Source organism: Herbiconiux sp. SALV-R1, assembly GCF_013113715.1.
Lineage (GTDB): Bacteria > Actinomycetota > Actinomycetes > Actinomycetales > Microbacteriaceae > Herbiconiux.
In genome coordinates this window covers 1,150,453-1,174,703 of the sequence record NZ_CP053344.1, presented here as the reverse complement: position 1 = coordinate 1,174,703, position 24,251 = coordinate 1,150,453, and the positions used below count along the sequence as shown (strand labels likewise).

Here is a 24,251-nt window from a genome sequence, read left to right as displayed (position 1 = left end):
TTCTCCGTGACCACCGAGCCGGGCCTGCGCGAGCGCAAGAAGCGCGAGACCGCGCGTGCCATCGAGGTGGCGGCGGTCGAGCTGGCCGCCGAGCTGGGCCTCGCCGAGACCACCGTCGAGGCCATCAGCGCCCGCGCCGACGTGACGAGCCGCACCTTCTTCAACTACTACGCCGGCAAGGAGGATGCGGTGCTCGGCAACTCCCGTGCCGTACCCCCGCCTTCCCTGAGCGACCTGCAGTGGCGACCCGGGATCTCGATCGTCGCGATCGTGATCGACGCGGTGCGCGACCAGATCGCGCTGGTCGATGTCGGAGACCCCGAGCTGCAGCGCAAACGACGCGAACTGGTGCACGACAACCCCCAGCTGCTGGCGAAGGACTTCCAGTCGATCGGCGCCATCGAGGCCGACTTCGTCGAGCAGGTCGCGCGCCTGCTCGCCGAGGAGGGGCGCGTGCCCGCCGCGGAGCGCGAGGATCGCGCCTGGGCGATCGTCATCTTCACCGGAGCCGTGCTGCGGCTCGCCGCCACCTCGTGGAGCCGCGAAGGCGGCCACCTCAGACCTCTCACCCATCACATCGACGCCGCCCGCGAGCTGCTGCTCGCCGTGACCTCCCCGGAGACCCTGCCATGACGACCGACCCGACCACCCGCACCGGCGAGCCACCCGCCGAGCCCGCCCGCGCATCCGCTCAGCCGCCCGTGCTCACCAAGCGCCGGGTGAACCTCATCTTCGGCGCGCTCATGGTGGCGATGCTGCTCTCGGCGCTCGACCAGACCATCCTGGGCACCGCCCTCCCCACCATCGTGGGCGAGCTCGACGGGGTGAATCACATGCTGTGGGTGGCCACCGCCTACATCCTCGCCTCCACCATCGTGATGCCGGTCTACGGCAAGCTCGGCGACCTGGTGGGCCGCAAGTCGCTGTTCGTGCTCGCCCTGTCGGTCTTCGTGCTGGGCTCGGTGCTCGGCGGCTTCGCGAACTCGATGGAGTGGCTCATCGCCGGCCGCGCCGTGCAGGGCCTCGGCGGCGGCGGGCTGATGATCCTGTCGCAGGCGATCATCGCCGACGTCATCCCCGCCCGCGACCGCGGCAAGTACATGGGCTTCATCGGCGCCGTGTTCGGGCTCTCCTCGGTGGCGGGCCCGTTGCTCGGCGGCCTGTTCACCGACGTGCTGAGCTGGCGCCTGGCGTTCTGGATCAACGTGCCGCTCGGCATCGCCGCGATCGTGCTCGCCGTCATGCTCATCAAGCTGCCGAAGTTCCCGGATGCTCCGAGGCCCGTCATCGACGTGGCCGGCATGATCACCCTGGCGATCGCCGCCTCGGGCCTCGTGCTCACCGCCTCCTGGGGCGGCACCGAGTACGACTGGGACTCCCCCGTCATCATCGGCATGATCGTCGTCACCGTGCTCGCCGCCCTCGCCTTCGTTCTGGTGGAGCGCAAGAGCGCCGAGCCGGTCATCCCGCTGTCGCTGTTCGCCAACCGCAACTTCACGCTCACCACCCTCGCCGGCCTCGCCATCGGCATCGCGATGTTCGGCGCGATCGGCTACATGCCCACCTTCCTGCAGATCGTGAACAGCGTGAACGCGACGGTGTCGGGCTTCATGCTGCTGCCGATGCTCGCGGGCCTGCTCATCACGGCGATCGGCGGCGGCTTCCTGGTGTCGAAGACGGGGCGCTACAAGTGGATGCCCATCGTCGGCTCCCTGCTGGTGGCCGGAGCGCTGGTGCTGTTCTCGACCATGAACGCCGAGACGCCGCTGCCCGTCATCCTCGTCTACCTCACCGTGCTCGGCCTCGGCCTCGGCCTCGCCATGCAGGTGCTGGTGCTCGTGGTGCAGAACTCGGTGCCGCACAGCATGGTGGGCACCGCCACCGCGGGCAACAACTTCTTCCGCGAGATCGGCGCCTCGCTCGGCTCGGCCATCGTGGGATCGCTCTTCGTGGCGCGGCTCACCGAGCAGCTCACCTCCTCGGCGGGGTCGCTCGGTGCGAGCGCCTCGGCCCTGCCCACCGACACCAACGCCCTCACGCCGGCGGCGATCAACGCGCTGCCGCCCGAGCTGCACTCGTTCATCGTCGACGCGTACTCCACGGCGCTCAGCCCGGTGTACCTCTACCTCGTGCCGCTCATGCTCGTGGCGACGCTGCTGCTGTGCTTCGTGAAGGAGATCCCGCTGGCGACCACCGTGGTGCAGCCCGAGGGCGGCGCCCCGGCCGAGTCGGGGGCCGTCTCCGCTGCGGCACCGGCCGCCGAGTCCGCGTAGCGGCCCGGGTCAGCGAGCCCTCGTCGCGAGGGCGGGGTCGCGGCCGATGAACGCCATCAGCTTCGACTCCGGGTCGGCGTCGTCGGCCACCTCGACCCTCGGCCCGTACTGGCCCGAGGCGCGGAGCATCTCGTCGATCGGCTCCATGCCGGTAAGCAGCTCGGTGCAGGTCTCCGGGTCGAGGAGGGCGGGCTGCCCGGTCGCCGTGGCGAGGTCCCAGCTGTGAAGGAAGACGTCGGTGACGTAGAAGCGGTCGATCGCCTCGCCGAGCTGCAGCTCGCCGATGTGCGGGTTGCTGAACGGGGCGGCGGATGCGACGGGGTCGTCGAGCACGGCCTGCACGTTCGCCGCGTGAACCCGCCACGCCTCCGCCGGATCGGCGTCGACCGAGGGGCCCTCGGGCAGCCTCACCTCGCTGCCGCCCGCGACGAGCGCCGGCAGCCAGGTGACGAGATGGCGCACCACGTCGCGCGCCACCCATCCCTCGACGGGGGCCGGAGCATCCCACCCCCCGTCGGGGACCGCCGCGGCGAGCTCGGCGAACCGGCCCGCCACGGCACGATGACGATCGGCGGCACTCGTGGGAAGCATGCCGCCACCGTACCCCCGCCGGAGGCTACGCGGGAACACCCTCCGTCTCGACCCGGGGGAAGCGGTCGAACAGCTTGTCGAAGACGGTGTGGCGGTCGAACTGCAGCGCGTAGGCGCGCGCCTCCTCGGCCCACTCGCGGCGCTCCTCGGCCGAGGTGTGCAGCACGGCCCGGTCGATCGCCGCGGCGATCGCGTCGGGGTCGTTCACCGGCACCACGATGGCGTGGTCGCCGATGGCCTCGCCGATACCGCCCGTGAGGGTCGTGATGACCGGCCCGCCACCGGCCAGCATCTTCTCGGCCAGGGCGATGCCGAAGGTCTCCACGAACTCCGGCCGCGGCTTCGACGGCAGCACGAACGCCGCGCAGCCGGCCATGAGGTACGGCTTCTCGGCGTCTCCGACGTCTTCGAGGAAACGGATGCGGTGGGCCAGCGGCGAGGCGGCCGCCAGCTGCTTGAGCGCCTCGGCCTGGGGCCCGCGGCCCGCGATCACGAGCGGCAGCTCGCTCGTGCGTGCCACCTCGCTGCGTTCGAAGCCGGCGATGAGGTCGTCGACGCCCTTCGCATCCGTCAACCGGGAGAGGAAGAACAGGTAGCCGTCGTCGACGAGCCCGCGAGCGCCGAGCTCGGCGGCCTTGGCGGCCGGGTCGAGGTCGAGGTACTGCGCGGCGTCGATGGCCGGGTAGGAGACCACGATGCGGTCGCGGCACTGCTCGGCGAACCGGGTGCCGTGCTGCTCGTCGACCCGCTGCGCCTCCTCGATGATGAGGTCACGGGTGTACTCCGACACGGCGACGCAGTGGTCTTGCGACAGGTAGGACGAGAGGATGTGCGCGGCGGCACCCAGCCGCCCCTCCTCCACCGCGGTGCGCACCACGTTGGTGACGTCGGAGCCCACGGCCTCGGCGATGGTGGTGACGTTCACCGGGAGCCCCGTGCCCCAGGCCGCACGTACGGCGTCGGCGACGGCGATGGTGTGCGGGCTGAGGTAGAGCGACAGGGCGACGGTGGGCACGCCGTCGGTGAACAGCTCGACCAGGCGACCGGTGATGCCGGCCAGGTAGCGCCCGTCGGGCACCTTGTAGTCGCCCACGGGGGCGGGGCGTTCCACGATGATACCGGGGCTGTAGGGAAGCACCGTGTCGAGAGGCTTGAGCGGGAGACCGGCGGCCTCGAGCCGTTCGATCGGCCAGGTGACGATGCGCACCTCGTCGAAGCCGCGGGTGAGGGCGGTCTCGGCGAGGTTGCGGCCCTCGACCGAGTGCCCGCAGATCACCGGATCGGCGCGGACGATGATCACCAGGCGGTTCCTGATCTCGGTCATGGGGTGTCTCCTGTCTGGTCTGGCTCGGGGAGGGCACGCGTCGGTGCCGCGGCGTCGGTGACGATGGTCGGCTGCTCGGCGTGCGGGGAGTCGTCGGCGGCGGGCTCGGCGCCCGTCTCGATCACGCCGTGCGGGGCGTGCAGGTGCGCCTGTTCGCGCGAGTCGGTGTCGATGGGGCCGGTGGCCGACTCGAGCACGGTGTCGTGGGCCGCGGCGCCGGCAGCGCCGCGCGCGCCCACGGGCGCCACGGGTTCCGCGTGAGCGGCTCCCGCACCGCTGCCGGTGCCCGTGCCTGTCGCGCCATGCGGTGCGTCGGCGGCGGGCCTGCTCGACGGGGGCACGTCGGTGGTCCCCCATCCGCTCGGCTCGGGGCCGAGCCGCACCACGAGCGAACCACCGGAGTGGAACTCCTCACCGCTCAACCAGGTGCGATGCAGCGCCGAACCGTTCAGCGAGACCGACTGCACGTACTGCACCGGCCCACCCGCCTCCGGCTCGACGAAGCCCTCGGTGCGGATGGTGAACTCGCCCTCGCCGACGGCGATCGACGCCTCCCGGAACGAGGGTGCGTTGATCAGCAGGATGTTCTGTCCGGCCACCGGGAACAGCCCGAGCGACGCCCAGACGTACCACGAGCTGAGTCCGCCCGAGTCGTCGTTGCCGGGCAGCCCGCCGCGGCCGGTGCCGAACTGCTGGTGCACGATGTCGTGCACCACCTCGGCGGTGCGGTCGGGGCGGCCGGCGTAGTGGTAGGCCCACGGCGCATCCATGTCGGGCTCGTTGTTGAGACCCTCGAAGCGCCCGAGCTTGTACCCGGCGAGCAGTTCGTCGGCGCCGGGCTTCAGGCCCGGCTGCACCACGGGCTCGGCGCCGTAGCCGAAGAAGGCGTCGAGCTGCTCGATGAAGCGCTCCCGGCCGCCGCTCACGGCGATGCGCCCCGCCATGTCGTGCTGCAGCCGGAACGAGTAGTTGTAGCGACTGCCCTCGTAGTAGGTGGAGTCTTTGAGCAGCCCCGACTCGGGGTCGTAGGCGTTCACCCAGCGCTCGGCGAGCGCCTCGAACTGGGCGGCGAGCGCCTTGTCGCCCACGTGACGGGCGACCTTCGCGGTGCACCAGTAGCCGAAGGCGATGTCGAGGGTGTGGGAGATCGGATGCGCCTCCCCGCGCAGCAGGTACTCCTCGCCGTAGGTGCGGCGCAGGTCGTCGCTCATGTGCACGAGTGCCCAGTCCCAGTCGATGCCGGGCACGCCCAGCTGGCAGAGGTCGGCGAGGAAGGTGTGGGCGAGGGCGCTGCCCTGGCGGGAGAAGCGGTCGCCGCCGCGAGCGAGGCGGTAGCCGATGGGGAAGTTGCCCTCCTCCTCGCAGATGGTGAGCAGGGCGTTCGCGAGCTCGACCGCCTTCTCGGGCTGGAGGGCGGTGAGCAGCGGCAGCTGCGTGCGGTAGATGTCCCACATCGTCGAGATGTCGAAGGCGAACGGGCCGTCGGCCGGCCAGAACGGACTCTCCGACGGCGCGAAACTGGGCTTGATGAGCGAGTGGTAGAGCGCCGTGGCGAACACGGTCTTGCGGGCGCGGCTCGGGGTGTCGACGGAGATGGCCTTGAGCTGCTTGCGCCAGGTCTTCTGGGTGCGCTCCCGCCGGGCCTCGAAGCGGGCGGGGCCGGGGCCGCAGTCGTGGCGGAGGTTCTTCTCGGCCTGCTCCACGCCGCGGAACGAGAAGCCGATGCGCAGCTCGATGGTCTGCCCCGGCTCGCTCGGGCCGGCCCACATCAGACCGAAGTTGCGGAGGGTGGTGGGGCGGATGTGGTCGAAGTCGAGCCGGGTGCCGCCCGGCATGAGCCGGCGGTCGTACCAGAGCATCTGGCGCCACTGCGGGGTGTCGGCCTCGATGTGCACGGCGATGGGGGCGCCCTCGGCCACCACCACGCCGCTCGCGACACCGGGCTCGATGGTCTCGAGGTGGGCGCGCAGCGGGATGGTCGAGCCGTAAGGGATGGCGAGCCCGCCGAGCGAGAAGTCGATCACGACGCGGGCGTTGGAGTGGCGCGGGAAGGTGTAGCGGTGCACCGCGCTCTTCGGGCCGACCGTGATCTCGGCGGTGACTCCGGAGTCGAGGGTGGCGGTGTAGTAGCCGGGCGACGCATCCTCGTCGACGATCTCCCAGCTGCGGCCGAGCACGTCGAGCGGCTCGACCATGGGGGTGACCCTGAAGTAGTTGTAGTACTTGCGGATGGCGCCGGTGCCCGACTGCTGGAAGTGCGAGAAGCCGCTGGCGAGGTTGGTGTCGTGGATGGTGTCGGGGATGCCCTCGAGGCTGAGGTCGTAGCGCCCGTAGCCCGTGGGGTAGGCACCCGAGTAGGCGCACGCCGACACCATGCCGAGGGGGAACGTGGCGCCGGGATGGGTGTTGCCGATCTGGGGCTTCGGCCACCACCAGGTCGCCGCGAGACCCGACTGCGCGGGGAGCGCGGTCACGTCGGTGCCGATGAAGGGATCGACGCGTTCGATCATGCGCACACTCCTCGGTCTCGGTGACCGATGCTGCCGGTCGTGCGGTGGTACATCGTCGGAGAGTAGGTTCCCGATGCGGACGGAACGTGAACCGCCGGTGTCGAATCGGAGAACGGGACGACGGTGCTGGGGAGTGGGGCTGCCATGGGGTCCTCTGCGGTCGGGGTCAGGGTGGGGGCGCGGTGAGGAGCGCGGCGCGCTCGGCGAGATAGGGGGCGAGCGGCGCGAGGGCGCCGGAGCCGGCCGTGGCGTTCCAGCGCACCAGCAGCTCGCTGCCCTGCGCGACCACGGCCCCGTCGCCCCGGCGCAGAGCCTCGGGGTCGAGATCGATCTCCCGCGCATCCCAGTTCACGGTGTCGCCGCGGTCGAACTTGCCTTGGAAGGCGGCCCGGCGGTAGTCGCGGCGCTCCTCGGCGCGCGGGTTCTGGTTGGTCACCCGCCCCGGGTCGACGGCCCGGGTGACCGAACCGGTGGTGAACAATCGCCCCTCGGCGTCGAGCAGCAGCACGCCGAGTCGCCAGACCCGTTCGACCGGCACCATCACCGGTGCGCGCCGCACGCCGAGGATGGGCCGGCGGGTCTCGTAGGAGGCCAGCGCCTCCGTGCGCGCGCCCGACTCCTGCAGCGCCCGCACGGTGCCGGCCAGCAGCTCCCGGAGTCGGGCGGCGAGCGTGTCGTCGTCGGCGCGGTCGTCCATAGGGAGACGTTACCCGCCCGCGTGTGTCGGTGGTGTTACGTGTCGAGAAGGCGTGCGCGCCGGTCGCCCGCCCAGGCGAGCAGGATGGCGCCGCCGACACCGGCGAGCGAGCCCATCGCGGCGGCGCAGAGCGACTGCGGGTCGGGGCTCACGAGCACCACGAGCAGCAGGATGGTCGTCGTCACCGCCGCTCCGCCGGCGCCCGCGACGAGCGGCACGGGCGCCCGCAGCATCCACAGGCCGACGGTGCAGGCGGCGAGCACCGCGCCCAGCGCGACGCCGAGGGCCGCGCCCGCCGTCGCGGCCCAGAACACCGCGAAGACCAGGATCTCGGGCGACCCCGTGCCGCCGAGCGGGGCGGGGTCGAGCACGGTGTCGGGCAGGTAGGCGAGCAGGGCCGCGCCGGCCCCGAGCCGGGCGGCCAGAAGACCGCCGGCGGGGAGGGCGAGCACCGCGGTCGAGAGCGGAGGGCGGGGCTTCGCCGCCCTCCGCGTCGACCCGGGGGTCATACGCCGCCGCCCCCGCCCGACCCGGTGGCGCTGTCGGCGACCCGCTTCCAGTACAGCAACCAGTTGGCGCCGGCCGTGCGCGAGTTGATGAGGTTGATGGCGGGCCCGTTGTCTTTGCGCACCATCGCGTGCACGTAGAGGTGGAGGTACCCGCTCGGGTCGTTGTACCAGGAGAAGGTGATCAGGGAGCCCGCTCCGTCGAAGTGCCCGTCGAGGGCGAGGAACTGCAGCGCTCCCCCGTTCGCGGTCTGCGCCTTGACGGGTGCCGCCGTCGCCGTCCAGGTGAACGGCGTCACGCTGAGCGGGAGGATCTGACCGTCGACCGGGTAGGAGCGCGGCGCGCCGAAGATGGGGAAGTAGCAGTTGAAGCATCCGTGCAGCAGCCGCGACACCGCGTTCTCGCTCGCCTTCGGATGGTTGACCGACCACCCGGTGCTGCTGGTGGAGAAGTCGTAGCTGTAGAGCCACAGCGGGTCGAGTAGCACCGGGAACGCGGCGCCGTCGAGCTCGACGTGCTGCGTGAGCGTGCTGCCGCTCCACGAGTAGGAGGTGGGCAGCGAGCGGCCCGAGGCGTCGCGCGCCCACGGGGCGGCGAGGGTGCCGATGTAGTGGTGCGCCGCGTCGGAGAGGAGGGTGTCGCCGGTGGGCAGCAGCGTGGGGTAGCTGCCCTCGGGGAGCCCGAAGTCGTACGAGCTCTCCTCACCTGCGGTGGCGTCGGCGAGCGCCGTGAGCAGGCGAACCCCGTCGCGCACGGGCTGCAGGTACGACGCCGAGGAGTCGTCTGCGCCCTCGAACCAGGTGAGGCCCTGGGCTTCGTGCGCGACTCCGCGCGCGCCGCGCACCGTGATCGACACCGGGAGCCCCGCGCCCTCGGTCTCGGCGGGGGCGAGCTGCAGCGGCCCGGTGGCCTCGGCGGGGAGGTTCAGCTCGAACGGGGCGGCGCCGGTCTGGCGCTGCACCTCGGCGCGTTCGGCGGCCCCGAGGGGCGGCAGGGTCTCGTCGAGCAGCTCGGGAGCGAGCGCCTCGAGGAGGGCCTGCGGGTCGCGGATGCTCGGCCCGGCCTGCCCGGGCGGCGCTGCGGCCGCCGGCGCGGCGACGAACGCACCCCCGGCCAGGGCGACGAGGGCCACCCCCGCGAGGAGTGCGTGGCGCGAGGGACTGCGGAGCGAACGGGGCATGGACGAGCCTTTCTACGTCGATCGTCCCCACGAACCTGCCGTGCCCTCACTCTATAGACATACAGCGTTCGTGCCACATGTTTTCGAGCAGAACTCATCCTTTCGGCGGAGACCCGCGCCGCGCGCGCTCGGGAGCCGCCGCCCCCCGTTCGGGGTGAGGCGGAGGGGTGCAAGATCACGAGTCGGACACGACAGCGGTGTTTCACGCGGCCGAACCCGACTCGATCGACGGGCGTCGCCTATCCTGATCGCGATCCGACCGCACACCCGAGAGCAGCCATGACGACCCGCGACCTCCTCGACGGCCGACGACGACGACCTCGCAGGCGCGCCCGCGTCGCCGTGATCGTCTCGCTGGCCGTGGTCGTCGCGCTCGCGGCAGGGGCCGCCTTCGCGCTCTGGTGGCTCCCGCCCGTGCTCGCCGAGACGCCGCGCGAACGGCTCGTGGCCGCCACCACGGTCACCGTCTTCGACGACGAGGGGTCGGCCTCGGTCGTGCTGGAGCCGGGCTGGCTGGCGATCGGGGTGGGGCCGTTCCTGCCCACGGCCACCGCCACCCTGGAGAGCCCCGACGACGCCTACCGGGCGACCTTCGGCCTCTCCTCCCCCGAGGAGTTCGACGCGGCGGCGCTGCTCGACTCGCTCGGGTTCGAGGAGGTCGCGGCGACCTCGGGGGCCGCGGAGCCCGCGACGCCCGGCGCGACCCCGCCCGCGACGCCCGGCGCGACCCCGCCCGCCGTGCCCGATGAGCTCGCTTGGAGCGAAGAGACCCTCACCAGCGGGGCCGTCGTGCGGTACGCCGACGTCGTACGGGGAGACACGACCGTGACCGTCGCCTCCGTCAGCGCCCCCGCCGACGACCCGCACCGCTCGGTGCTGCTGACGCTCGTGGCGTCGACCCCCACCGCGAACGCCGCGCGCTACCGCACGGTGACCGCCCAGCTGCTCTCCTCGGTGACCTTCGGGCCGCCCGGGCATCCCACCGCCTCGCCCTCGGCGTCGCCGGCCGAGACGGGAGCCCCCCGATGACGCGCCGAACGGCAGCACGCCGCGCCGTGGGCGCCACCGCTCTCGCCGTCGTGGCGGCGCTCTTCGCCGGCTGCGCGAGCATCCCGCCCGCACCCGCGTGGACGCCCCCCGCGCCCGCGGTTCCGGCCGTCACCCTCGGCGACGGCACCGACGGCACGGCCGGCAGCGCGGCCGGCGGAGCAGACGCACCGGCCGACCCCGCTGCCGCCGCCCCGACCGCACCCGGCCTCGATGTGCGGCTGCTCTACAACGCCGACCCCGCCTCCCCCGTGGCGGCCCGCTGGGGCGAGATCCCCGGCAACGACTCCTTCACCGCTCTGCTCCGCGGCCGGGTCACCGACGCCATCGCCGCGCACGCCGCGGCCACGGGCGTCGCCTACCGCCCGGCCGCCGACGCACCCGACATCGGCGCCGACATGCGCGGCTGCCTACCCGGCTCGTCGACGAGGCCGGCGGCCGAGGTGCTCGCCGACCCCGGCCTCGCGCCGCAGACCGGTGGCCCCGTGCTCTCCGTCAGCTGCGAGGTGAGGGCCGCGGCCGGCGACATCCTGGTCGAGGCGCTGCGCATCATCACGGCCGCCGACGGGCAGGTCACCTCCGACGAGACGACCGTCTACTACGTGCAGACCTCGGGCGGCTTCATCACGACCAGCGACACCTTCCTCAGCGACGACGGCCTGCGCATCCTGCTGAAAGACCTGGTCGAGGCGCTCAAGATCTCCGCCGGCGCCCTGCGCCCCGAGATGACCCAGAGCGTCGACGAGTTCCCCCTCGAGCAGCTGCGCACGGTCTTCGCGCGGCACACCTTCGCCGCCGACGGGTCGCTGCGCATCACCGTGCCGAGCGACTTCACCACGCCCGAGCTCGATCGGCTCGCCCGCGTGCCCCGCCCCAACCCGTTCGTCATGACCGTGCCGGCGGCCGAGGTCGCGGCGCTGCTCACCCCGCAGGGCGCCGAGATCCAGTCGGTGCTCGCCTCGGGCGCCCCGCTCGTGCTCCCCGACGGGCCCACCCGCGGCCAGCAGCAGGTCGACTGCGGCCTCTTCGCCTGCGTGGCTCTCACCTACGACGACGGACCAGGCGAGTACACCGACCAGGTGCTCGACGATCTCGACGCGCGCCGGGCCGCCGCCACCTTCTTCCTGCAGGGCTACCGGGTGGGGTCGCGCCCGACGACGGTGCAGCGGATGCGCGACGAGGGTCACGAGATCGGGAACCACAGCTACAACCACCCCGATCTGACGAAGCTCACCGACGAGCAGATCCGCGACCAGCTCGAGCGCACGAGTGCCGCCATCGCGAGCGTCACCGGCTCCGCCCCCACCACCTTCCGGCCGCCCTACGGCGCCGTCGACCAGCGGGTGCTCGACCAGACGAAGCTCCCCGCCATCCTCTGGACGGTCGACACCAACGACTGGCAGCTCCCCGACGACGCCACCCTCATCTCGCGTGCGGTGGCGCAGCCAGGGCCGGGGGCGATCGTCCTCCTGCACGACGTGCACGAGAACACCGCCCGCATGACGCCCGCCATCGTCGACGGGCTGCTCGGCCGCGGCTTCACCGCCGTGACCCTCGAGCAGCTGCTCGGCGGCCGCCTGCCGGCCCCGCACACCACGACCAGCCACGGCTGACGGCGCCGGCCCTGCGGGGCTCACCGTCGCGCCGCGAGACCCGCCCACGCGTACGAGAGCCCCAGCAGGATGCTGGTGCCGATCGCCATGGGCGCCTCCAGCTCGGGCACGAGCATCATCACGACCAGACCGGCGACCGAGACGAGGATGCCGATCGCCGCGGCCACGGGCACGACCCGGTGGCGGAGGCCTGCGATGGCGAGCAGCACCGGCCCGACGAACACGCCGAGCGGCGCGGCGAGGCCCACGGGCCACGCGAGGGCGTCGATCTCGTGCAACCCGTCCCAGCCCACCACCGGCAGGATGAACAGCTGCGTGTAGGCGGAGAGCTGGATGAACAGCATCCCGAACCAGCTCAGCTGCACCCCGAGCACACCCGTCGGCGAGTGCCGGAACTTCGACATGAGCGAGCCGAGGCCGGCCATGATGAGCACGGCGCCGAGGCCGAAGGTGACCTGCGCGGCGATCTCGTGCGGCAGCGAGGTGGTGCCGGAGTGGCCGGGCACGAGGTGGAGTGCGTGGCTGACGGCGTAGACGAACCCGCCCACGGCGAGGGTGAGCGCTTTCGCCCGCTGACCGGGGCGCCAGTCACGGCGCTCGCGGGCGCCGGGCGCGGTGGCGGTGCCCTCGCCCGAACCGGGGGTGGACTGCATCGCGTGGGTCGTGGTGACGGGTGCGGTCGCTGACATGGTGGATCTCCGTTCTGTGTCGCGGTGGCCCGCGGTGCCCTCGCGGTGAGGAGCACGGGACCACCGTAGGAACGGACGGGAACCGCGGATGCGGTGATGCAGCGCGTGCAAGCGGCCTGCAACAGGGGATTGCAGACGACCCGATCGCGGTCAGGAACGCGCCGCCGCCACGGCCCGCACGGTGTCGCCGAAGGAGCGGGTGGTTCCGGTCTCGACGGCGGCCTGCCATTCGTCGGGGGTGAGCGCGGTGCGGGTGCGGGCGCGGTAGTCGACGGCGTAGCCGCCGTCGGAGGAGACCGGGTCGTAGTCGTGCCGCGGCCCGACCTGGTCGAGCGCCGCGAACACCTCGGCGGCGAGCCGGTGCCGCTCGAGCACCACGAGCGCGCAGCCCGCGATGTTCACCGCGGCGCAGGCCGACTGCCAGTCGCCCGACCGCACGCAGTTCGCCGCGGCCGTGAGCAGCACCCCGAGCGCCTCGCCGGCGCGCCCCACCTCGAGCAGCGTCTTGCCCGTGGTGTAGGCGGTGCCGCGCATCGCCCAGCCGTGGCCGAGCGCGGTCGCCCTCACGTAGGCCTCGTCGAGGCAGGCCAGCGCCTGGGCCGGCTTGCCGAGCGCCCGCAGCGCGTCGCCCCGGATATGCAGCTCGTTCACCGCGAGCCACTCGGGAATCGCCCCGGGCGGCGCGGCGGCGATCTCGGCCGAAGCGAGGGCGAGCTGCCGCTCCGCCTCCGCCGCGTCGCCCGCGCCCGCGTCGAGGTAGGCGCGCTGCGTGGCGGCGATCATGCGGTAGGCCGCGCTGTCGGCGCGGGCGGCGGCGGCGGCGAGCACGTCGACCCACTGCGACACGCGCCCCACGGTCTCGACGATCGCACTCATGAACGTCGCGGCGTGGGCGGCGCGCGCCTCGGCGAGCGGCTCGTCGGGGCCCTCGAGCGCGAGCGCGGTGCGGATGCTGCCGAGCGCGTACGGCACCATGCCCCGCTCGTACCAGTACCAGGCCTGGGCGCCCACCAGTCGCACCGCCGTCGACCGGTCTCCCCGGGCGACCGCGTTGCCGAAGGCGAGGTGCAGGTCGCGACGCGAGATGTCGAAGCGGGCGCGCATGGCCAGCCCGCCGGCGGTGACGAGCTGGGGGCTGTCGCGCTCGACGAAGTCGAGCATCCATGCGCCGTGCCGCACGTACCAGGCGTCGGCATCGATGCCGAGCTCGTCGAGCATCGCCCGGGCCACGGCTCGCACCGAGTCGAGCAGCACGAACCGTCGGGCGCCGCCGTCGAGCACGGTCGCCGACACCAGCGACTTGCGCACGAGCGACAGCAGCAACGCGCGGGCGTCCGCCAGGTCGCACACCGCGCTCACCGCCTGATGGCTGAACTGCCCGCCGAACAGCGACAGCTCGGCGAGCAGCCGCCGCTCGTCGTCGCCGAGCAGCGACAGGCTCCAGCGGATGGCGTTGTCGAGGCTGCCGTGCCGGCCGGTCGCCGAGGCCGTCAGCGGGATGCGCCGGTCGGTGCGGATCGACTCGAGCAGCTCGTCGACCGTGAGCACGTCGAGCCGGGAGGCCGCGAGCTCGAGCGCCAGCGGGATGCCCTCGAGCGCCTCGCACAGACTCGTCACCGTGTCGAGCGCGTCGGGGTCGAGGGCGCCGTCGCCCAGGGTGTCGGCGACCCGGTGCAGGAACAGTTGCACCGCATCCGGAGCATCACCCCCGGTCATCGGACCGAGCGCGACGATGCGCTCCCCCGGCATGCGCAGCGACTCGCGGCTGGTCACCACGATGGACAGGCCCTCGCACCGGCCAAGCAGCTCGGCGACGAGGGCGGCGACGGTGCCGAGCACGTGCTCGGCGTTGTCGACGACGAGCAGAGCGCGCCGCCCGGTGAGCACCTGGGCGACCGAGTCGAGGGTGTAGCGCGGCGCGCCGATGACCGTGGCGAGCAGCGGCAGCACCTGTTCAGAGTCGGTGGCGAGCGTGAGGTCGAGCAGCCACTGCACCTCGTCGACGGAACCGGGAGTGCGCCGGGCCGCCTCGACGGCGAGCCGCGTCTTGCCGACGCCCGCGGGCCCGACCAACGACACCAGGCGCGAGGCGGCACGCCCGCGGGCGAGCAGATCGAGCTCGCGCGCCCGGCCCACGAAGTGGGTGAGCGGGATGGGGATGCCGATGCGCTCGACCCCGACCTCGAGGTCGTCTCCCGTGGCGAGCACGACGGGGTCTTGCCGCACGATCGACTGACGCAGCTCCAGCAGCCCGCTTGGAGCCACCGCGCCCCGCTCGTCGGCGCGGCGCAGGAAACCGTCGACCGCCGCCAGCGCGTCGCTCGTGCGGCCCGCGCGGGCCAGGGCGAGGGCGCGCACGAGCAGGGGCTCCTCGCGGTCGGGGAACCGGCCCACGATCTGGTCGGCGAGCAGCGCGGCGACGGCGTGCTCGCCGTGGTCGCTGCGCCAGCGGGCGAGCTCGAGCAGGGCGTCGGCCCTCAGCTCCCAGAGCTCGTCGCGCTCCCGCCCCACGAAGGGGTGCTCGCCGAGGCCCGCGAACGGCTCGCCCTGCCACGACCGCTCAGCCGCGGCGATCGCCTCGGCACGGGCAGCCGGGGCGAGCGTCGCCGCGCGCTCGATGCCGTCGCGGTAGGCCAGCAGGTCGACGGATGCGCGGGGTACGTCGAGCAGATAGCCGTCACGGCTGCCGCGCAGCACCTCACCCCACTCGCGACCGCGCAGCCGCGAGATGTGGGCGCGCAGGCTCGACAGCACCGCCTCGGGAGGATCGGCCCAGAGCTCCGCGATGAGGAGCTCGGCCGAGACCGGCTCGCCGGCGTCGAGCGCGAGCCGCGCGACGATGCCGCGCGGAATGCCCCCGCGCACGGGCACGACGACGTCTCCGTTCCGCGCGACCGCCGTGCCCGACAGCCCGATCATCCACTCCGTCACCAGCTCCCCCTGCCGATCGTGCGACTCAGCCTAGGCTGTGTCTCGCAATTCGGCGGGCGGCGAGGACGTGCCCGGGTGGTGCGATCGCAAGGCGGAAGAGGAGCCGATAGCGGCGCTATCGGCGACGATGACAACGCCGCGAGCGTGCCGACCGGGTGCGCCGCAGCGCCTGCCGAATTGTGAGACACAGCCTAGAGCTCGAACGGAGCCGAGGGCAGGGCCGAGGTGAGGCGCAGGGTCTCCCGCACGGTGAGCCTCCGGCCGGCGGCGACGGCGCGGGCGAACTCCTCGGGCGTGAGGCCCACCGCCACCAGGTCGCGGTGCACCTGGGCGTCCTCCCCTTCCGCGGTGACGGGGTTGTACGAGTAGCGCTCGCCCAACTGGTCGACCGCGCCGAGCAGCTGAGCGCCCTCCTCGTGCCGCTCGACCAGGGCGCACGCGCCCGCGAGGGTGTGCAGCAGGGCGAGCCCCGAGGTGGCGTCGTCGGCGGCGAAGCTCGCCGCCGCGCCCCCGCGCAGCACGGTCACGGCCTCGCGCGGCCGCTTCGTCTCGACCAGCACCTTGCCCGCCACGTAGGCAGCCGACGACCTGATCCACTCGTGCCCCGCCTCGGAGGCGAGACGGTGCGACAGGCCCAGGGCGGCGAGCGCCTCGTCGGCGCGCCCGAGAGCGCGCAGCATCTGCCCCTGGCACATGGCGACCTCGCTGCGCACCCAGGGTTCGGTCTCGACAGCTGCCGCGCTCGCGGCGCCCATCAGCTGCTCGGCCAGCTCCGCCTCCCCGAACAGCGACCGGCCGTAGGCGGTCTGCGCCAGCGCGAGGGCCTGCACGGCGCGGTCGCCCGCCGTCTCGGCCGCCTCGTAGGCGAGACGGATGTACTCGAACGCCGCCGGGGCGTCGCCCAGCTGGTAGGCCAGCAGGGTCACGCCGATGTAGGCGGGCGCGTCTTCGACGGGATCGTGGTCGCCCGGCAGGGCGAGCGCGCGCTCGAGGGCGGCACGGCCGTCGACGAGCATGCCCTTGAGGAACCAGTAGTGCGACAGCGCCCCGCAGATGCGCAACGCGGTGGAGCGGTCGAGCGTGCGGTTGGCGGTGGCCAGGGCGAGCTGCAGGTCGGGCCAGGCGGCCTCGATCTCGAGCCGCGCCGATCGGGCGTCGGTGGTGCGCAGCAGCGGCCCGAGCCGCTCGGCGAGCCCGGCGAACCAGAGGCTGTGCCCGCGCCACCACTCCTCGGGCACGTCGGCCCCGCCCGGCTCCTCGCGGAGGAAGGCGCGCACCGATTCGAGCAGACGGTAGCGGCGCGCGCCGCCCTCGCCGTCGGTCGGGGTGACGAGCGACTTCTGCACCAGGTCGAGGGTCGCCTCGGCGGCCGCCTCGCCGCAGACACCGCGCACGGCGTCGAGCGTGAAGGAGCCCGCGAAGCGCCCGAGCTGCTGCAGCAGCTCCTGCTGCGACGCGTCGAGCAGCTGGTAGCTCCAGCGGATGGAGCTGGTGAGGCTGGCGTGCCTGCCGTCGGCGTCTCCCGGGCCGGCGAGCTCGAGCGCGCGCTCGAAGAGGGAGTCCTCGAGCTCGCCGAGGCTCAGCACGTCGAGGCGCGAGGCGGCGAGCTCGAGCGCGAGCGGGATGCCGTCGAGGGCACGGCAGATGCGGCCGATCGCGCCGGCGGCCCTGTCGTCGCCCGCTCCGGGCTCCGCTCCGAACCCCGCGCCCACGGGGGCTGCCGCAACCGGCTCACCGAACAGGTCGTCGTCGTCGAACCCGCCCAGGAAGCCCGCGGCGTCGGCGGCGCGCTCGAGGAACAGCTCCACCGCGTCGGGCTCGGCCTCGCCGACGAGCGGCTCCAGCCGCACCACGCGTTCGCCGGGGATGCGCATCGACTCCCGGCTGGTGGTGAGCACCTGCAGCTGCGGGCACAGCGCGGTGAGTGCCACCGCGAGCGATGCGACGGCACCCAGCACGTGCTCGGCGTTGTCGAGCACGAGCAGCACCCGGCGCCCGCCGAGACGGGTCGCGATCGCGGCGACGTCGTGCTCGGTCGCACCCACCGCGTCGGCGACGACGGTCACCACGGCCTCGGGCGACGCAGCTGCGGTGAGCTCCACCATCACCTGCTCGTCGTCGACCGCGGCGGTCGACTGACGGGCCACCTCGATGGCGAGCCTGGTCTTGCCGACGCCCGCCGCCCCCACGATGGTGACGAGCCGCGAGGCGCCGCGCGCCTCGGCGACCACGGCCCGCTCGCGGGCACGGCCGATGAACCGGGTGAGCGGAATGGGGATGCCGCTGCGCTCGACCGCGGCGGCCGACAGGCCCGCCGACACCACGGCCGGGTCGCGGCGCACCACGGCGAGCCGCAGCTCGGCCATGCGGGCCGGCAGGTCGAGGCCCTGGGCTTCGGCGAGCCGCTCGCCCAGCCCGTCGATGGCCTCGAGCGCCTCGGAGCTGCGCCCGGAGCGGGCGAGCGCCGTCGCGAGCAGCCGCGTGGGCTTCTCGTCGAACGGATGCCGGGAGACGAGAGCGGCGAGCGGCGCCACGGCGACGGCGTGCTCGCCCCGCTCGAGCAACAGCTCGGCGAGGGTCTCCACCGCGCCGCGCCGCTCCTCGAGCACCCGGTCGCGCAGCGCCCGCACGAAGGCGAAGCCCTCGAGACCGCGGAGCGGCTCGTGGGCGGCGAGCGCCTCGGCCGCGGCGAGCGCCTCGAGCGCCTCGTCGGCCCCGAGGCCGTGCTCCGCCGCGCGACCGAGCAGCGCACGGAAGCGGAGCACGTCGACCGCCTCGGCCGGCACGTCGAGCAGGTAGCCCTGACGGTCGCCGTGGATCGCCGCCGGGAAGCCCTCGCTGCGCAGCCGCGAGATGCGGGAGCGCAGGTTCGTGAGCGCCGTCGCCTGATCGTCGGGCCAGAGTTCCGCGATGAGCTCGTCGGCGCTCACCGGCTCGCCCGCCGAGAGGGCGAGCCGGGCGACGATGGCGCGGGGGATGTCTCCCCGCAGCACCACCGCATCCTGACCCGACCTCACGGTGAGCGGACCGAACAGGCCGATCGACACGGCGGATGCGTCAGTGCGGGTCACGGGGATCACGATAGCCGTGCTCACGCGAAGCTCGCGATGACACTGCCGACGGCGCGGTCGATGGCGCCGAGGTCGTCTTCGCTCAGCGCGGTGACGGCCATCGCCATGAGGTAGCTGCCGTCGTTCGCCACGGCCGAGACCATGAGGTAGTCGGCGCCGGTCTCGCCGCAGCCCACCCAGTAGTCGAACACGCCGGTGTGTGCGCCGTCTTCATAGGTGTCGGAGGTGGAGAGCTGGCAGCCCGACTCCTGCAGGTAGGGGGTCACGAGCTGCAACCAGTCCTGCGGGGTCGTGTTCGACACGGCGGTGTCGGAGGCGAGCGCCGAGATGCCGGGCACGCTCCAGCCGCTGTCGTAGGCGGCGAGGTCGGTCGAGGCCTCGATGCTCTTGTAGGTGTTGCCCTTGCCGTCGGTGAACGGGGCGAGGTCGCGGTCGGCCCAGGCGGTCGGCACGTCGACGGCGAGGCCCTGGGTCTCGTCGATGACGGTCTCGAAGTCGGCGAGGTCGGTGCCCCCGCCGCTTCCCCCGGAGCCACCGCTGCCCGAGCCGCCGCTGCCACCGGAGCCCGAGGTGCCGAGCACGGTCACCGCCTCGACGGCGGTGCCGTTGAACTGGCCCTCGTAGTACACGCCGTCGCTCGGGCGGTAGAGCTCCACCGAGAGGGTGGCGTCCTGCCCGTGGGTGCGGAGCACGTCGCAGTAGTCGGAGAGGGTTCCGTCGGCGCCGAGCCCGACACCCTCCATGCGGGTGAGCAGGTCGCCGGGCTCGACACCGGCCTTGTCGGCGGCGGAACCCGAGGCGATCGAGTTCACCCAGACACCGAGGCCCTGCCCGCTGTCGTCGACGAGCGCGGTGCCGTTCACGCCGAGGCTCAGCACGCTCTCGCCGGCGGCGAGCCGCTCGATGACGTCGCGGGCCTCGTCGCGGTGGATGGCGAGGTTCTGGTCGTACTGGTCGTTGCCGGCGTAGTTCACGCCGACGATGCGGCCGTCGGTGTCGACGAGCGGCCCGCCGGAGTTGCCGGGGCGGATGCGCGCATCGTGCTCGATGGTGTGGTCGAGGCTCGCCCACGGGGTGTCCTGCGCGGTGTCGGCCTTCGAGACGATGCCGCGGGTCATGGTGAAGGTCGGGTCGCCGAGCGGGAAGCCCGCCGCGTACACGTCCATCGCCGTCGGGATGTCGCCGTCGTGCCAGCCGAGCGTGGGGTAGCCCTCGCCCTGCAGGTCGATGACGGCGAGGTCGAGGCACTCGCTCGAGCCGAGCACCTTCGCGTTGAGCGTCTTCGACTGGTCGCCGCCGCGCCACACCTTGAGCGTGCCGGCACCCACCACGACGTGGTTGTTGGTGACCACGAGGCCGCTCGGGTCGATGACGAAGCCCGAGCCGCGGCCGGCGCCCTCGAAGGCGCCCTCCGGCGAGACGAAGGTGCCGACGGCCTCGATCTGCACGACCGCCGACTGCACGTCGTCGAAGCCGACGCCGGTCGACGAGCCGTCCGAGCCGCCGCCGCCGGCGCCGCCGGCGCCGCCGGGGGCACCGATCGAGAAACAGCCCGTGAGGGCGAGGGTGAGCGACACCCCGAGTGCGGCGACGCCGCCACCCCGGGCGAGTCGGGTGGAGAGAATGCGTTCTGAAGTCATGCTCCGACGGTAGAAAAAGGCCGCGCCCCGCGGTGATCGCTTGCACCCCGCTCAATCGCCGTGCAATCGGGGCCGCGCGGCGCCGCGCTTCGCCGTACGGGATACCCCGTGCCCTCCCGCGCGCCACCCCGCGGATGTGGTTCTGTACTGTCATGTCGACCACAGCATCCGTCGCCCCGCCGAGGGTACGCCGCTCGCACCCCGCCGTCTGGATCGCCCTCGCGGGGGTGATCGTCGGTCTCGCAGTGGCCGGCACGGGAGGGGCGCTCGGCCACAACCGGCTGCTGTTCGCCGTGGGCGGCTTCGTCTCGTGCGGCGCGGCCCTGCTCGCCGCGGGCGTGAGCCTGCACCGGCTCCTCGCCATCGGCTCGCTCACCGGCCGGCGGGCCGCGACCTGGCTCGGCGTGGCCTCGGGGGTGCTGGCCTTCGTGGTCGCGCTCGTGGTGGAGCTGTCGGCGGGTCACATCCCCGGGTTCCTCGGCTCGACGGAGGGCTCCTTCGTGCTGGCGGGGCCGATCGAGGAGGCGATGAAGCTGGCACTCCCGCTCATCCTGCTCGCCGCAGGACCACGGATGCTGCGCGAGCCACGCCTCGGCGTGTGGATGGTGTTCGTGGGTGCCGCCCTGTTCGGGGTCGTCGAGGGAACGATGTACGTGGCCAACGAGGCGATCCCGACCGCCTCGACGACGGCGGGCGCCGCGGCTCAGGCCGACGCCGACGCCATCATCGCCGTCGCCGGGCCCGTGCTCACCACCCTCGAGCGCACCGTCGTCGAGCTCATGCACCCCTTCATCACGGTCGGTGCGGCAGCCCTCATCTGGCTCGCGGTCGCCCGCCGGCGCTCGGTCGCCGCCTGGATCATCGGCGCCTTCCTCATCGCCGCCGCACTGCACTCCTTCAACGACGCCGTCATCGGCGGGCCGTGGCTGCGCGCGGTGAACGCCTACCTGCCGCTGCTCGCGAACTCCCTTTTCGTGCTCCTGGTGTACCTGTTCTGGTACCGCCCCCAGGTGCGCCGCACCATCCCCGCCGACCTCGCCGCCGCCAACCCGAGGCGCTGGCGCCCGGTCGGCTAGCGGACAGGGGCAGGTCGACTCGCGATGACTGACGGCAGGGATGCAGTCGCATCGACCCAGCGGCGCGCAGCCGGCGAATCCACGCGGCGATGTCCCGAGCGGACGCCAGGTCCTTCTCGAGGTCCCTGGAATGGATCGGTTCGTGGTGGGCCGAGCGGTTCCTCACGAAGTTCAGCTGCTGCATCCGGAACGCCACATCCTTCTGACGGGTGCGGAGATCGGCAGCGCCGTGAGGGAACGCACGGTGGGTGGCAGGAACCCAGAGTGCAGTCAGGTACCGGGACTCGACGAGATAACGCCAGAAACCCAGCGGCAGTTCAGCGATGACACGCCCGTGGACCTCCCTGCGACGGCCTCGTCGAGTCGCTCGGTCTCGCGCCTTCCGAAGGTCCGCCTCGCCCTGCTCGTCGAGTGCGGCGAAGTCGAACCACGACGGGTCAGCTCGGCGTCGATGAGCCCAGGCGCGAAGCTCGCGGTCGAGCGCATTGCGTGTCAAGACCTCGACCATCGACGTGAGCTCCATCACGCTGGCGGCTGCGCGCATGTTCCACTCGTAGAGTTCGAAGGCTTCGGGGACACCGCCGCCGCACGTGTGCAGGTACGAACCGAGGCGCTCTGCTGTGTCGAGCGGAAGCAGGTCGAGGTACGTGTCGGTCTCGACAAAACCGGATGAGGTCGACAATCAGCCTCCATGACGTAGACTCGTGCACGAAGACCCCGGAACGATCACTGGTCCAGCCACATCGCCGGGGTTTCGTCTTGTCACCTGCGGCTGCCCCGGCCCCCTGGGTCAGTCGCGTGACGGAGTCAGCGAGATGTTACTCCGACGCATCGGATTTGTCGTCGGTGTCGGTGTCGTCGTCTGGGCCCTCGGCCGTGTCGCCGACCTCGACGGGGCCGTCGGGGCCCAGTTCTGATTCGATCTCGTACGGGTCTCCGCTGGTGTCGGTCATGCGTCTAGCCTGCCCCTCGGCCGCGGATCCGGCATCGGCGCGCCGGGTAACCTTGAGACGATGACCGAGTCACGCAGCACGCCCAGTACGCTCAGCGCCACCACGCCCGCCCCCGCGCCGCCCCTCGTCGTCGTCGGCGGCGTGTCGGGTTCGGGCAAGTCGACCGTGGGCTCGCAGCTCGCGGCGGCCCTCGGGGTTCCCTTCATCGACGGCGACTCGCTGCACAGCGCGGCGAACATCGAGAAGATGTCGGCCGGGCACGCGCTCACCGACGACGACCGGCTGCCCTGGCTCGAAACGGTGGGCCGCACGCTCGGCGAGCACGCCGAGGGCGGACTCGTGGTCGCCTGCTCGGCGCTCCGCCGACGCTATCGGGAGCTCATCCGCTCCGAGGCCCCCGGGGTGTTCTTCGTCGTGCTCACGGGGCCGCGCGAGGTGCTCGAGCAGCGACTCGGCAACCGCCCCGGCCACTTCATGCCCGCGTCGCTGCTCGACTCGCAGCTGGCCACCCTCGAACCGCTCGAACCCGGCGAGCACGGCGCCGAGGTGGGCTTCACGGATGCTCCTGCCGACATCGTCACCCAGATCGAGACCGCGCTGGGTCGCTGAGCCTCGCGGGAGCGCCCGAAGCCGTGCTCAGCCCAGGTGGCCCGACAGCCGCCCGTGGAAGAGCTGGCTGCGGTCGTCGAGCCCCGTCACCACGGCGGCCGCGCCGTGCTTCTCGTACCGCGTCACCACGGCGTCGACGGCGGCCACGCTCGAGGCGTCCCAGATCTGGGAGTCGCTGAAGTCGATCTCCACCCGCTCGGGGTCGTCGGCGTACGAGAAGCGCTCCACCAGGTCGTTGCTGCTGCCGAAGAAGAGCGGGCCGTGAACGGCGTACCGGGCCACAGCATCCTCACCCTCCCCCGTCACCACCCGGGTCACCGAGATGACGTGCGCCACGCGCCGGGCGAAGAGCACCATGGCCAAGAGCACGCCACCCGCCACCCCGAGCGCGAGGTTGCCGGTGGCCACCACGACCACCACCGTCAGCACCATCACGAGCGTCTCGGGCACGGGCATGCGCCGCAGCGTCGACGGGCGCACGCTGTGCCAGTCGACCGTGGTGAGCGCGACGATCATCATCACCGCGGCGAGGGCCACCATCGGGATGCGCGCCATCACGTCGCTCAGCAGGGTCACCAGGGCGAGCAGCACGAGCCCCGCCACGAAGGTCGAGATGCGGGTGCGTGCCCGTGCCATTTTCACGTTGACGACGGTCTGGCCGATCATCGCGCATCCGGCGATGCCACCGTAGAAGCCGGCGAGGATGTTCGCCACGCCGAGCGCCCACGACTCCCGGTTCTTCTGCGAGCGGGTGTCGGTGATGTCGTCGACGAGCTTCGCGGTGAGGAGCGTCTCCATGAGGCCGACGAACGCGATGCTGAGCGCGGTGGGCAGCACGATGCCGAGGGTCTGCAGGTCGAACGGCACGACCCAGGGGGTGAGGCCTGGGAGGGCGCCGCCGATGGCGCCTTCGTCACCGACGTCGGGCACGTCGAGCCCGGCGATCACCACGATCGCGGTCACCACGACGATCGCCACGAGCGGGGCAGGAACGGCCTTGGTGAAGCGGGGCAGCACGACGACGATGAGCACCGTCGCGGCGAACAGCGGGTACACCACCCAGGGCACGTCGACGAGGTGCGGCACCTGCGCGACGAAGATGAGGATGCCGAGGGCGTTCACGAAGCCGATCATCACGCTGCGGGGGATGAAGCGGGCGAGCCGGGCGAAGCCCAGCGCACCGAACGCGATCTGCACGATCCCGGCGAGGAGCACGGCGGGGAGCAGGTACTCGACCCCGTGCTCCTTCACCATCGGGGCGACGACGAGGGCCACGGAGCCCGCCGCAGCGGTGACCATGGCGGGGCGGCCGCCGAGCACCGACATGGTGAGGGCGAGCACCACCGAGGCGAGGAGGCTCACGATCGGGTCGACGCCGGCGATCACCGAGAACGAGATCACCTCGGGCACGAGGGCGAGGGTCGTCACGATGCCGGCGAGCACCTCGCGGCTGAGCAGCACCGGGGAGCGGAGGGCCTTCATGGTGGTGAGCCCCTGCGGGCCCGTGTCGAGGCCCGCGGCCTCACCTGGTGTCGTCGCG

19 protein-coding genes are annotated in these 24,251 nt (G+C 72.7%); 7 read left to right on the top strand and 12 right to left on the bottom strand.

Annotated features, from left to right (window positions below):
- The first annotated feature begins 6 nt into the window (after positions 1 to 6).
- Together HL652_RS05765 and HL652_RS05760 are read left to right on the top strand one after the other, a co-directional pair.
- The gene (locus tag HL652_RS05765) at positions 7 to 633 is read left to right on the top strand and encodes a TetR/AcrR family transcriptional regulator (protein ID WP_171704402.1); all 627 of its coding nucleotides are present in this window, start codon (positions 7 to 9) and stop codon (positions 631 to 633) included.
- Positions 630 to 2,273, top strand: coding sequence for an MDR family MFS transporter (locus HL652_RS05760; RefSeq protein ID WP_171704401.1), 1,644 nt, complete (start codon positions 630 to 632; stop codon positions 2,271 to 2,273). The genes HL652_RS05765 and HL652_RS05760 overlap by 4 nt, the downstream gene beginning before the upstream one ends.
- A 9-nt stretch (positions 2,274 to 2,282) precedes the next feature.
- Here the strand turns inward: HL652_RS05760 and HL652_RS05755 are convergent, their stop codons facing one another.
- From HL652_RS05755 to HL652_RS05730, 6 genes are all read right to left on the bottom strand, one after another.
- A complete protein-coding gene (locus tag HL652_RS05755) occupies positions 2,283 to 2,864 on the bottom strand; it encodes a TIGR03086 family metal-binding protein (RefSeq protein ID WP_171704400.1) in 582 nt (193 codons plus the stop codon).
- Positions 2,865 to 2,889: 25 nt separating this feature from the next.
- Positions 2,890 to 4,188 carry a glycosyltransferase gene (locus tag HL652_RS05750; protein ID WP_171704399.1) on the bottom strand — a complete coding sequence of 433 codons (1,299 nt, stop codon included), beginning with the start codon at positions 4,186 to 4,188 and terminating at the stop codon, positions 2,890 to 2,892.
- On the bottom strand, positions 4,185 to 6,698 hold the full coding sequence (locus tag HL652_RS05745) for a glycoside hydrolase domain-containing protein (RefSeq protein ID WP_216604018.1): 2,514 nt from the start codon (positions 6,696 to 6,698) through the stop codon (positions 4,185 to 4,187). The genes HL652_RS05750 and HL652_RS05745 overlap by 4 nt, the downstream gene beginning before the upstream one ends.
- 166 nt (positions 6,699 to 6,864) lie before the next feature.
- Positions 6,865 to 7,395, bottom strand: a complete 531-nt coding sequence (locus HL652_RS05740; protein ID WP_171704398.1) for a hypothetical protein — start codon at positions 7,393 to 7,395, stop codon at positions 6,865 to 6,867.
- 35 nt (positions 7,396 to 7,430) lie between these two features.
- Entirely contained in the window at positions 7,431 to 7,904 is a 474-nt protein-coding gene (locus tag HL652_RS05735) for a hypothetical protein (RefSeq protein WP_171704397.1), read from the bottom strand.
- Positions 7,901 to 9,082, bottom strand: a complete 1,182-nt coding sequence (locus HL652_RS05730; protein WP_171704396.1) for a hypothetical protein — start codon at positions 9,080 to 9,082, stop codon at positions 7,901 to 7,903. Before HL652_RS05730 ends, HL652_RS05735 begins: the two co-directional genes overlap by 4 nt.
- A gap of 279 nt (positions 9,083 to 9,361) precedes the next feature.
- On the opposite strand from HL652_RS05730, the gene HL652_RS05725 reads away from it, so the two are divergent.
- Together HL652_RS05725 and HL652_RS05720 are read left to right on the top strand one after the other, a co-directional pair.
- Positions 9,362 to 10,111: a hypothetical protein gene (locus tag HL652_RS05725; protein ID WP_171704395.1), complete on the top strand. Its 750-nt coding sequence runs from the start codon at positions 9,362 to 9,364 to the stop codon at positions 10,109 to 10,111.
- Positions 10,108 to 11,742, top strand: a complete 1,635-nt coding sequence (locus HL652_RS05720; RefSeq protein ID WP_171704394.1) for a polysaccharide deacetylase family protein — start codon at positions 10,108 to 10,110, stop codon at positions 11,740 to 11,742. Before HL652_RS05725 ends, HL652_RS05720 begins: the two co-directional genes overlap by 4 nt.
- Positions 11,743 to 11,762: 20 nt before the next feature.
- Here HL652_RS05720 and HL652_RS05715 read toward each other — a convergent pair whose 3' ends face one another.
- From HL652_RS05715 to HL652_RS05700, 4 genes are all read right to left on the bottom strand, one after another.
- Positions 11,763 to 12,431, bottom strand: coding sequence for a hypothetical protein (locus HL652_RS05715; RefSeq protein WP_171704393.1), 669 nt, complete (start codon positions 12,429 to 12,431; stop codon positions 11,763 to 11,765).
- 150 nt (positions 12,432 to 12,581) lie between these two features.
- Entirely contained in the window at positions 12,582 to 15,362 is a 2,781-nt protein-coding gene (locus HL652_RS05710; protein ID WP_171704392.1) for an AfsR/SARP family transcriptional regulator, read from the bottom strand.
- Between the two features lie 191 nt (positions 15,363 to 15,553).
- Entirely contained in the window at positions 15,554 to 18,433 is a 2,880-nt protein-coding gene (locus HL652_RS05705) for a BTAD domain-containing putative transcriptional regulator (protein ID WP_171704391.1), read from the bottom strand.
- 20 nt (positions 18,434 to 18,453) lie between these two features.
- Positions 18,454 to 20,073: a S1C family serine protease gene (locus HL652_RS05700; RefSeq protein ID WP_171704390.1), complete on the bottom strand. Its 1,620-nt coding sequence runs from the start codon at positions 20,071 to 20,073 to the stop codon at positions 18,454 to 18,456.
- 152 nt (positions 20,074 to 20,225) lie between these two features.
- On the opposite strand from HL652_RS05700, the gene HL652_RS05695 reads away from it, so the two are divergent.
- Both HL652_RS05695 and HL652_RS05690 read left to right on the top strand, forming a co-directional pair.
- Positions 20,226 to 21,149: a PrsW family glutamic-type intramembrane protease gene (locus tag HL652_RS05695; RefSeq protein ID WP_171704389.1), complete on the top strand. Its 924-nt coding sequence runs from the start codon at positions 20,226 to 20,228 to the stop codon at positions 21,147 to 21,149.
- A gap of 130 nt (positions 21,150 to 21,279) precedes the next feature.
- Positions 21,280 to 21,822 (top strand): hypothetical protein, encoded by a 543-nt coding sequence (locus tag HL652_RS05690; RefSeq protein ID WP_171704388.1) that lies wholly within the window; start codon positions 21,280 to 21,282, stop codon positions 21,820 to 21,822.
- Positions 21,823 to 21,967: 145 nt separating this feature from the next.
- Here HL652_RS05690 and HL652_RS21900 read toward each other — a convergent pair whose 3' ends face one another.
- On the bottom strand, positions 21,968 to 22,102 hold the full coding sequence (locus HL652_RS21900; RefSeq protein ID WP_256371291.1) for a hypothetical protein: 135 nt from the start codon (positions 22,100 to 22,102) through the stop codon (positions 21,968 to 21,970).
- Positions 22,103 to 22,162: 60 nt separating this feature from the next.
- Here HL652_RS21900 and HL652_RS05685 point away from each other — a divergent pair, with 60 nt between their 5' ends.
- On the top strand, positions 22,163 to 22,711 hold the full coding sequence (locus tag HL652_RS05685; protein ID WP_171704387.1) for a gluconokinase: 549 nt from the start codon (positions 22,163 to 22,165) through the stop codon (positions 22,709 to 22,711).
- A gap of 27 nt (positions 22,712 to 22,738) precedes the next feature.
- Here the strand turns inward: HL652_RS05685 and HL652_RS05680 are convergent, their stop codons facing one another.
- Positions 22,739 to 24,193 (bottom strand): SulP family inorganic anion transporter, encoded by a 1,455-nt coding sequence (locus tag HL652_RS05680; RefSeq protein WP_171704386.1) that lies wholly within the window; start codon positions 24,191 to 24,193, stop codon positions 22,739 to 22,741.
- Between the last annotated feature and the right edge of the window lie 58 nt (positions 24,194 to 24,251).

Bases quoted from the DNA above. Each gene is read 5' to 3' on its own strand.
- HL652_RS05760 (WP_171704401.1), top strand. From the start codon at position 630: ATGACGACCGACCCGACCACCCGCACCGGCGAGCCACCCGCCGAGCCC.
- HL652_RS05755 (WP_171704400.1), bottom strand. From the start codon at position 2,864: ATGCTTCCCACGAGTGCCGCCGATCGTCATCGTGCCGTGGCGGGCCGG.
- HL652_RS05750 (WP_171704399.1), bottom strand. From the start codon at position 4,188: ATGACCGAGATCAGGAACCGCCTGGTGATCATCGTCCGCGCCGATCCG.
- HL652_RS05745 (WP_216604018.1), bottom strand. From the start codon at position 6,698: ATGATCGAACGCGTCGATCCCTTCATCGGCACCGACGTGACCGCGCTC.
- HL652_RS05740 (WP_171704398.1), bottom strand. From the start codon at position 7,395: ATGGACGACCGCGCCGACGACGACACGCTCGCCGCCCGACTCCGGGAG.
- HL652_RS05735 (WP_171704397.1), bottom strand. From the start codon at position 7,904: ATGACCCCCGGGTCGACGCGGAGGGCGGCGAAGCCCCGCCCTCCGCTC.
- HL652_RS05730 (WP_171704396.1), bottom strand. From the start codon at position 9,082: ATGCCCCGTTCGCTCCGCAGTCCCTCGCGCCACGCACTCCTCGCGGGG.
- HL652_RS05725 (WP_171704395.1), top strand. From the start codon at position 9,362: ATGACGACCCGCGACCTCCTCGACGGCCGACGACGACGACCTCGCAGG.
- HL652_RS05720 (WP_171704394.1), top strand. From the start codon at position 10,108: ATGACGCGCCGAACGGCAGCACGCCGCGCCGTGGGCGCCACCGCTCTC.
- HL652_RS05715 (WP_171704393.1), bottom strand. From the start codon at position 12,431: ATGTCAGCGACCGCACCCGTCACCACGACCCACGCGATGCAGTCCACC.
- HL652_RS05700 (WP_171704390.1), bottom strand. From the start codon at position 20,073: ATGACTTCAGAACGCATTCTCTCCACCCGACTCGCCCGGGGTGGCGGC.
- HL652_RS05695 (WP_171704389.1), top strand. From the start codon at position 20,226: ATGTCGACCACAGCATCCGTCGCCCCGCCGAGGGTACGCCGCTCGCAC.
- HL652_RS05690 (WP_171704388.1), top strand. From the start codon at position 21,280: ATGGATCGGTTCGTGGTGGGCCGAGCGGTTCCTCACGAAGTTCAGCTG.
- HL652_RS21900 (WP_256371291.1), bottom strand. From the start codon at position 22,102: ATGACCGACACCAGCGGAGACCCGTACGAGATCGAATCAGAACTGGGC.
- HL652_RS05685 (WP_171704387.1), top strand. From the start codon at position 22,163: ATGACCGAGTCACGCAGCACGCCCAGTACGCTCAGCGCCACCACGCCC.
- HL652_RS05680 (WP_171704386.1), bottom strand. From the start codon at position 24,193: ATGAAGGCCCTCCGCTCCCCGGTGCTGCTCAGCCGCGAGGTGCTCGCC.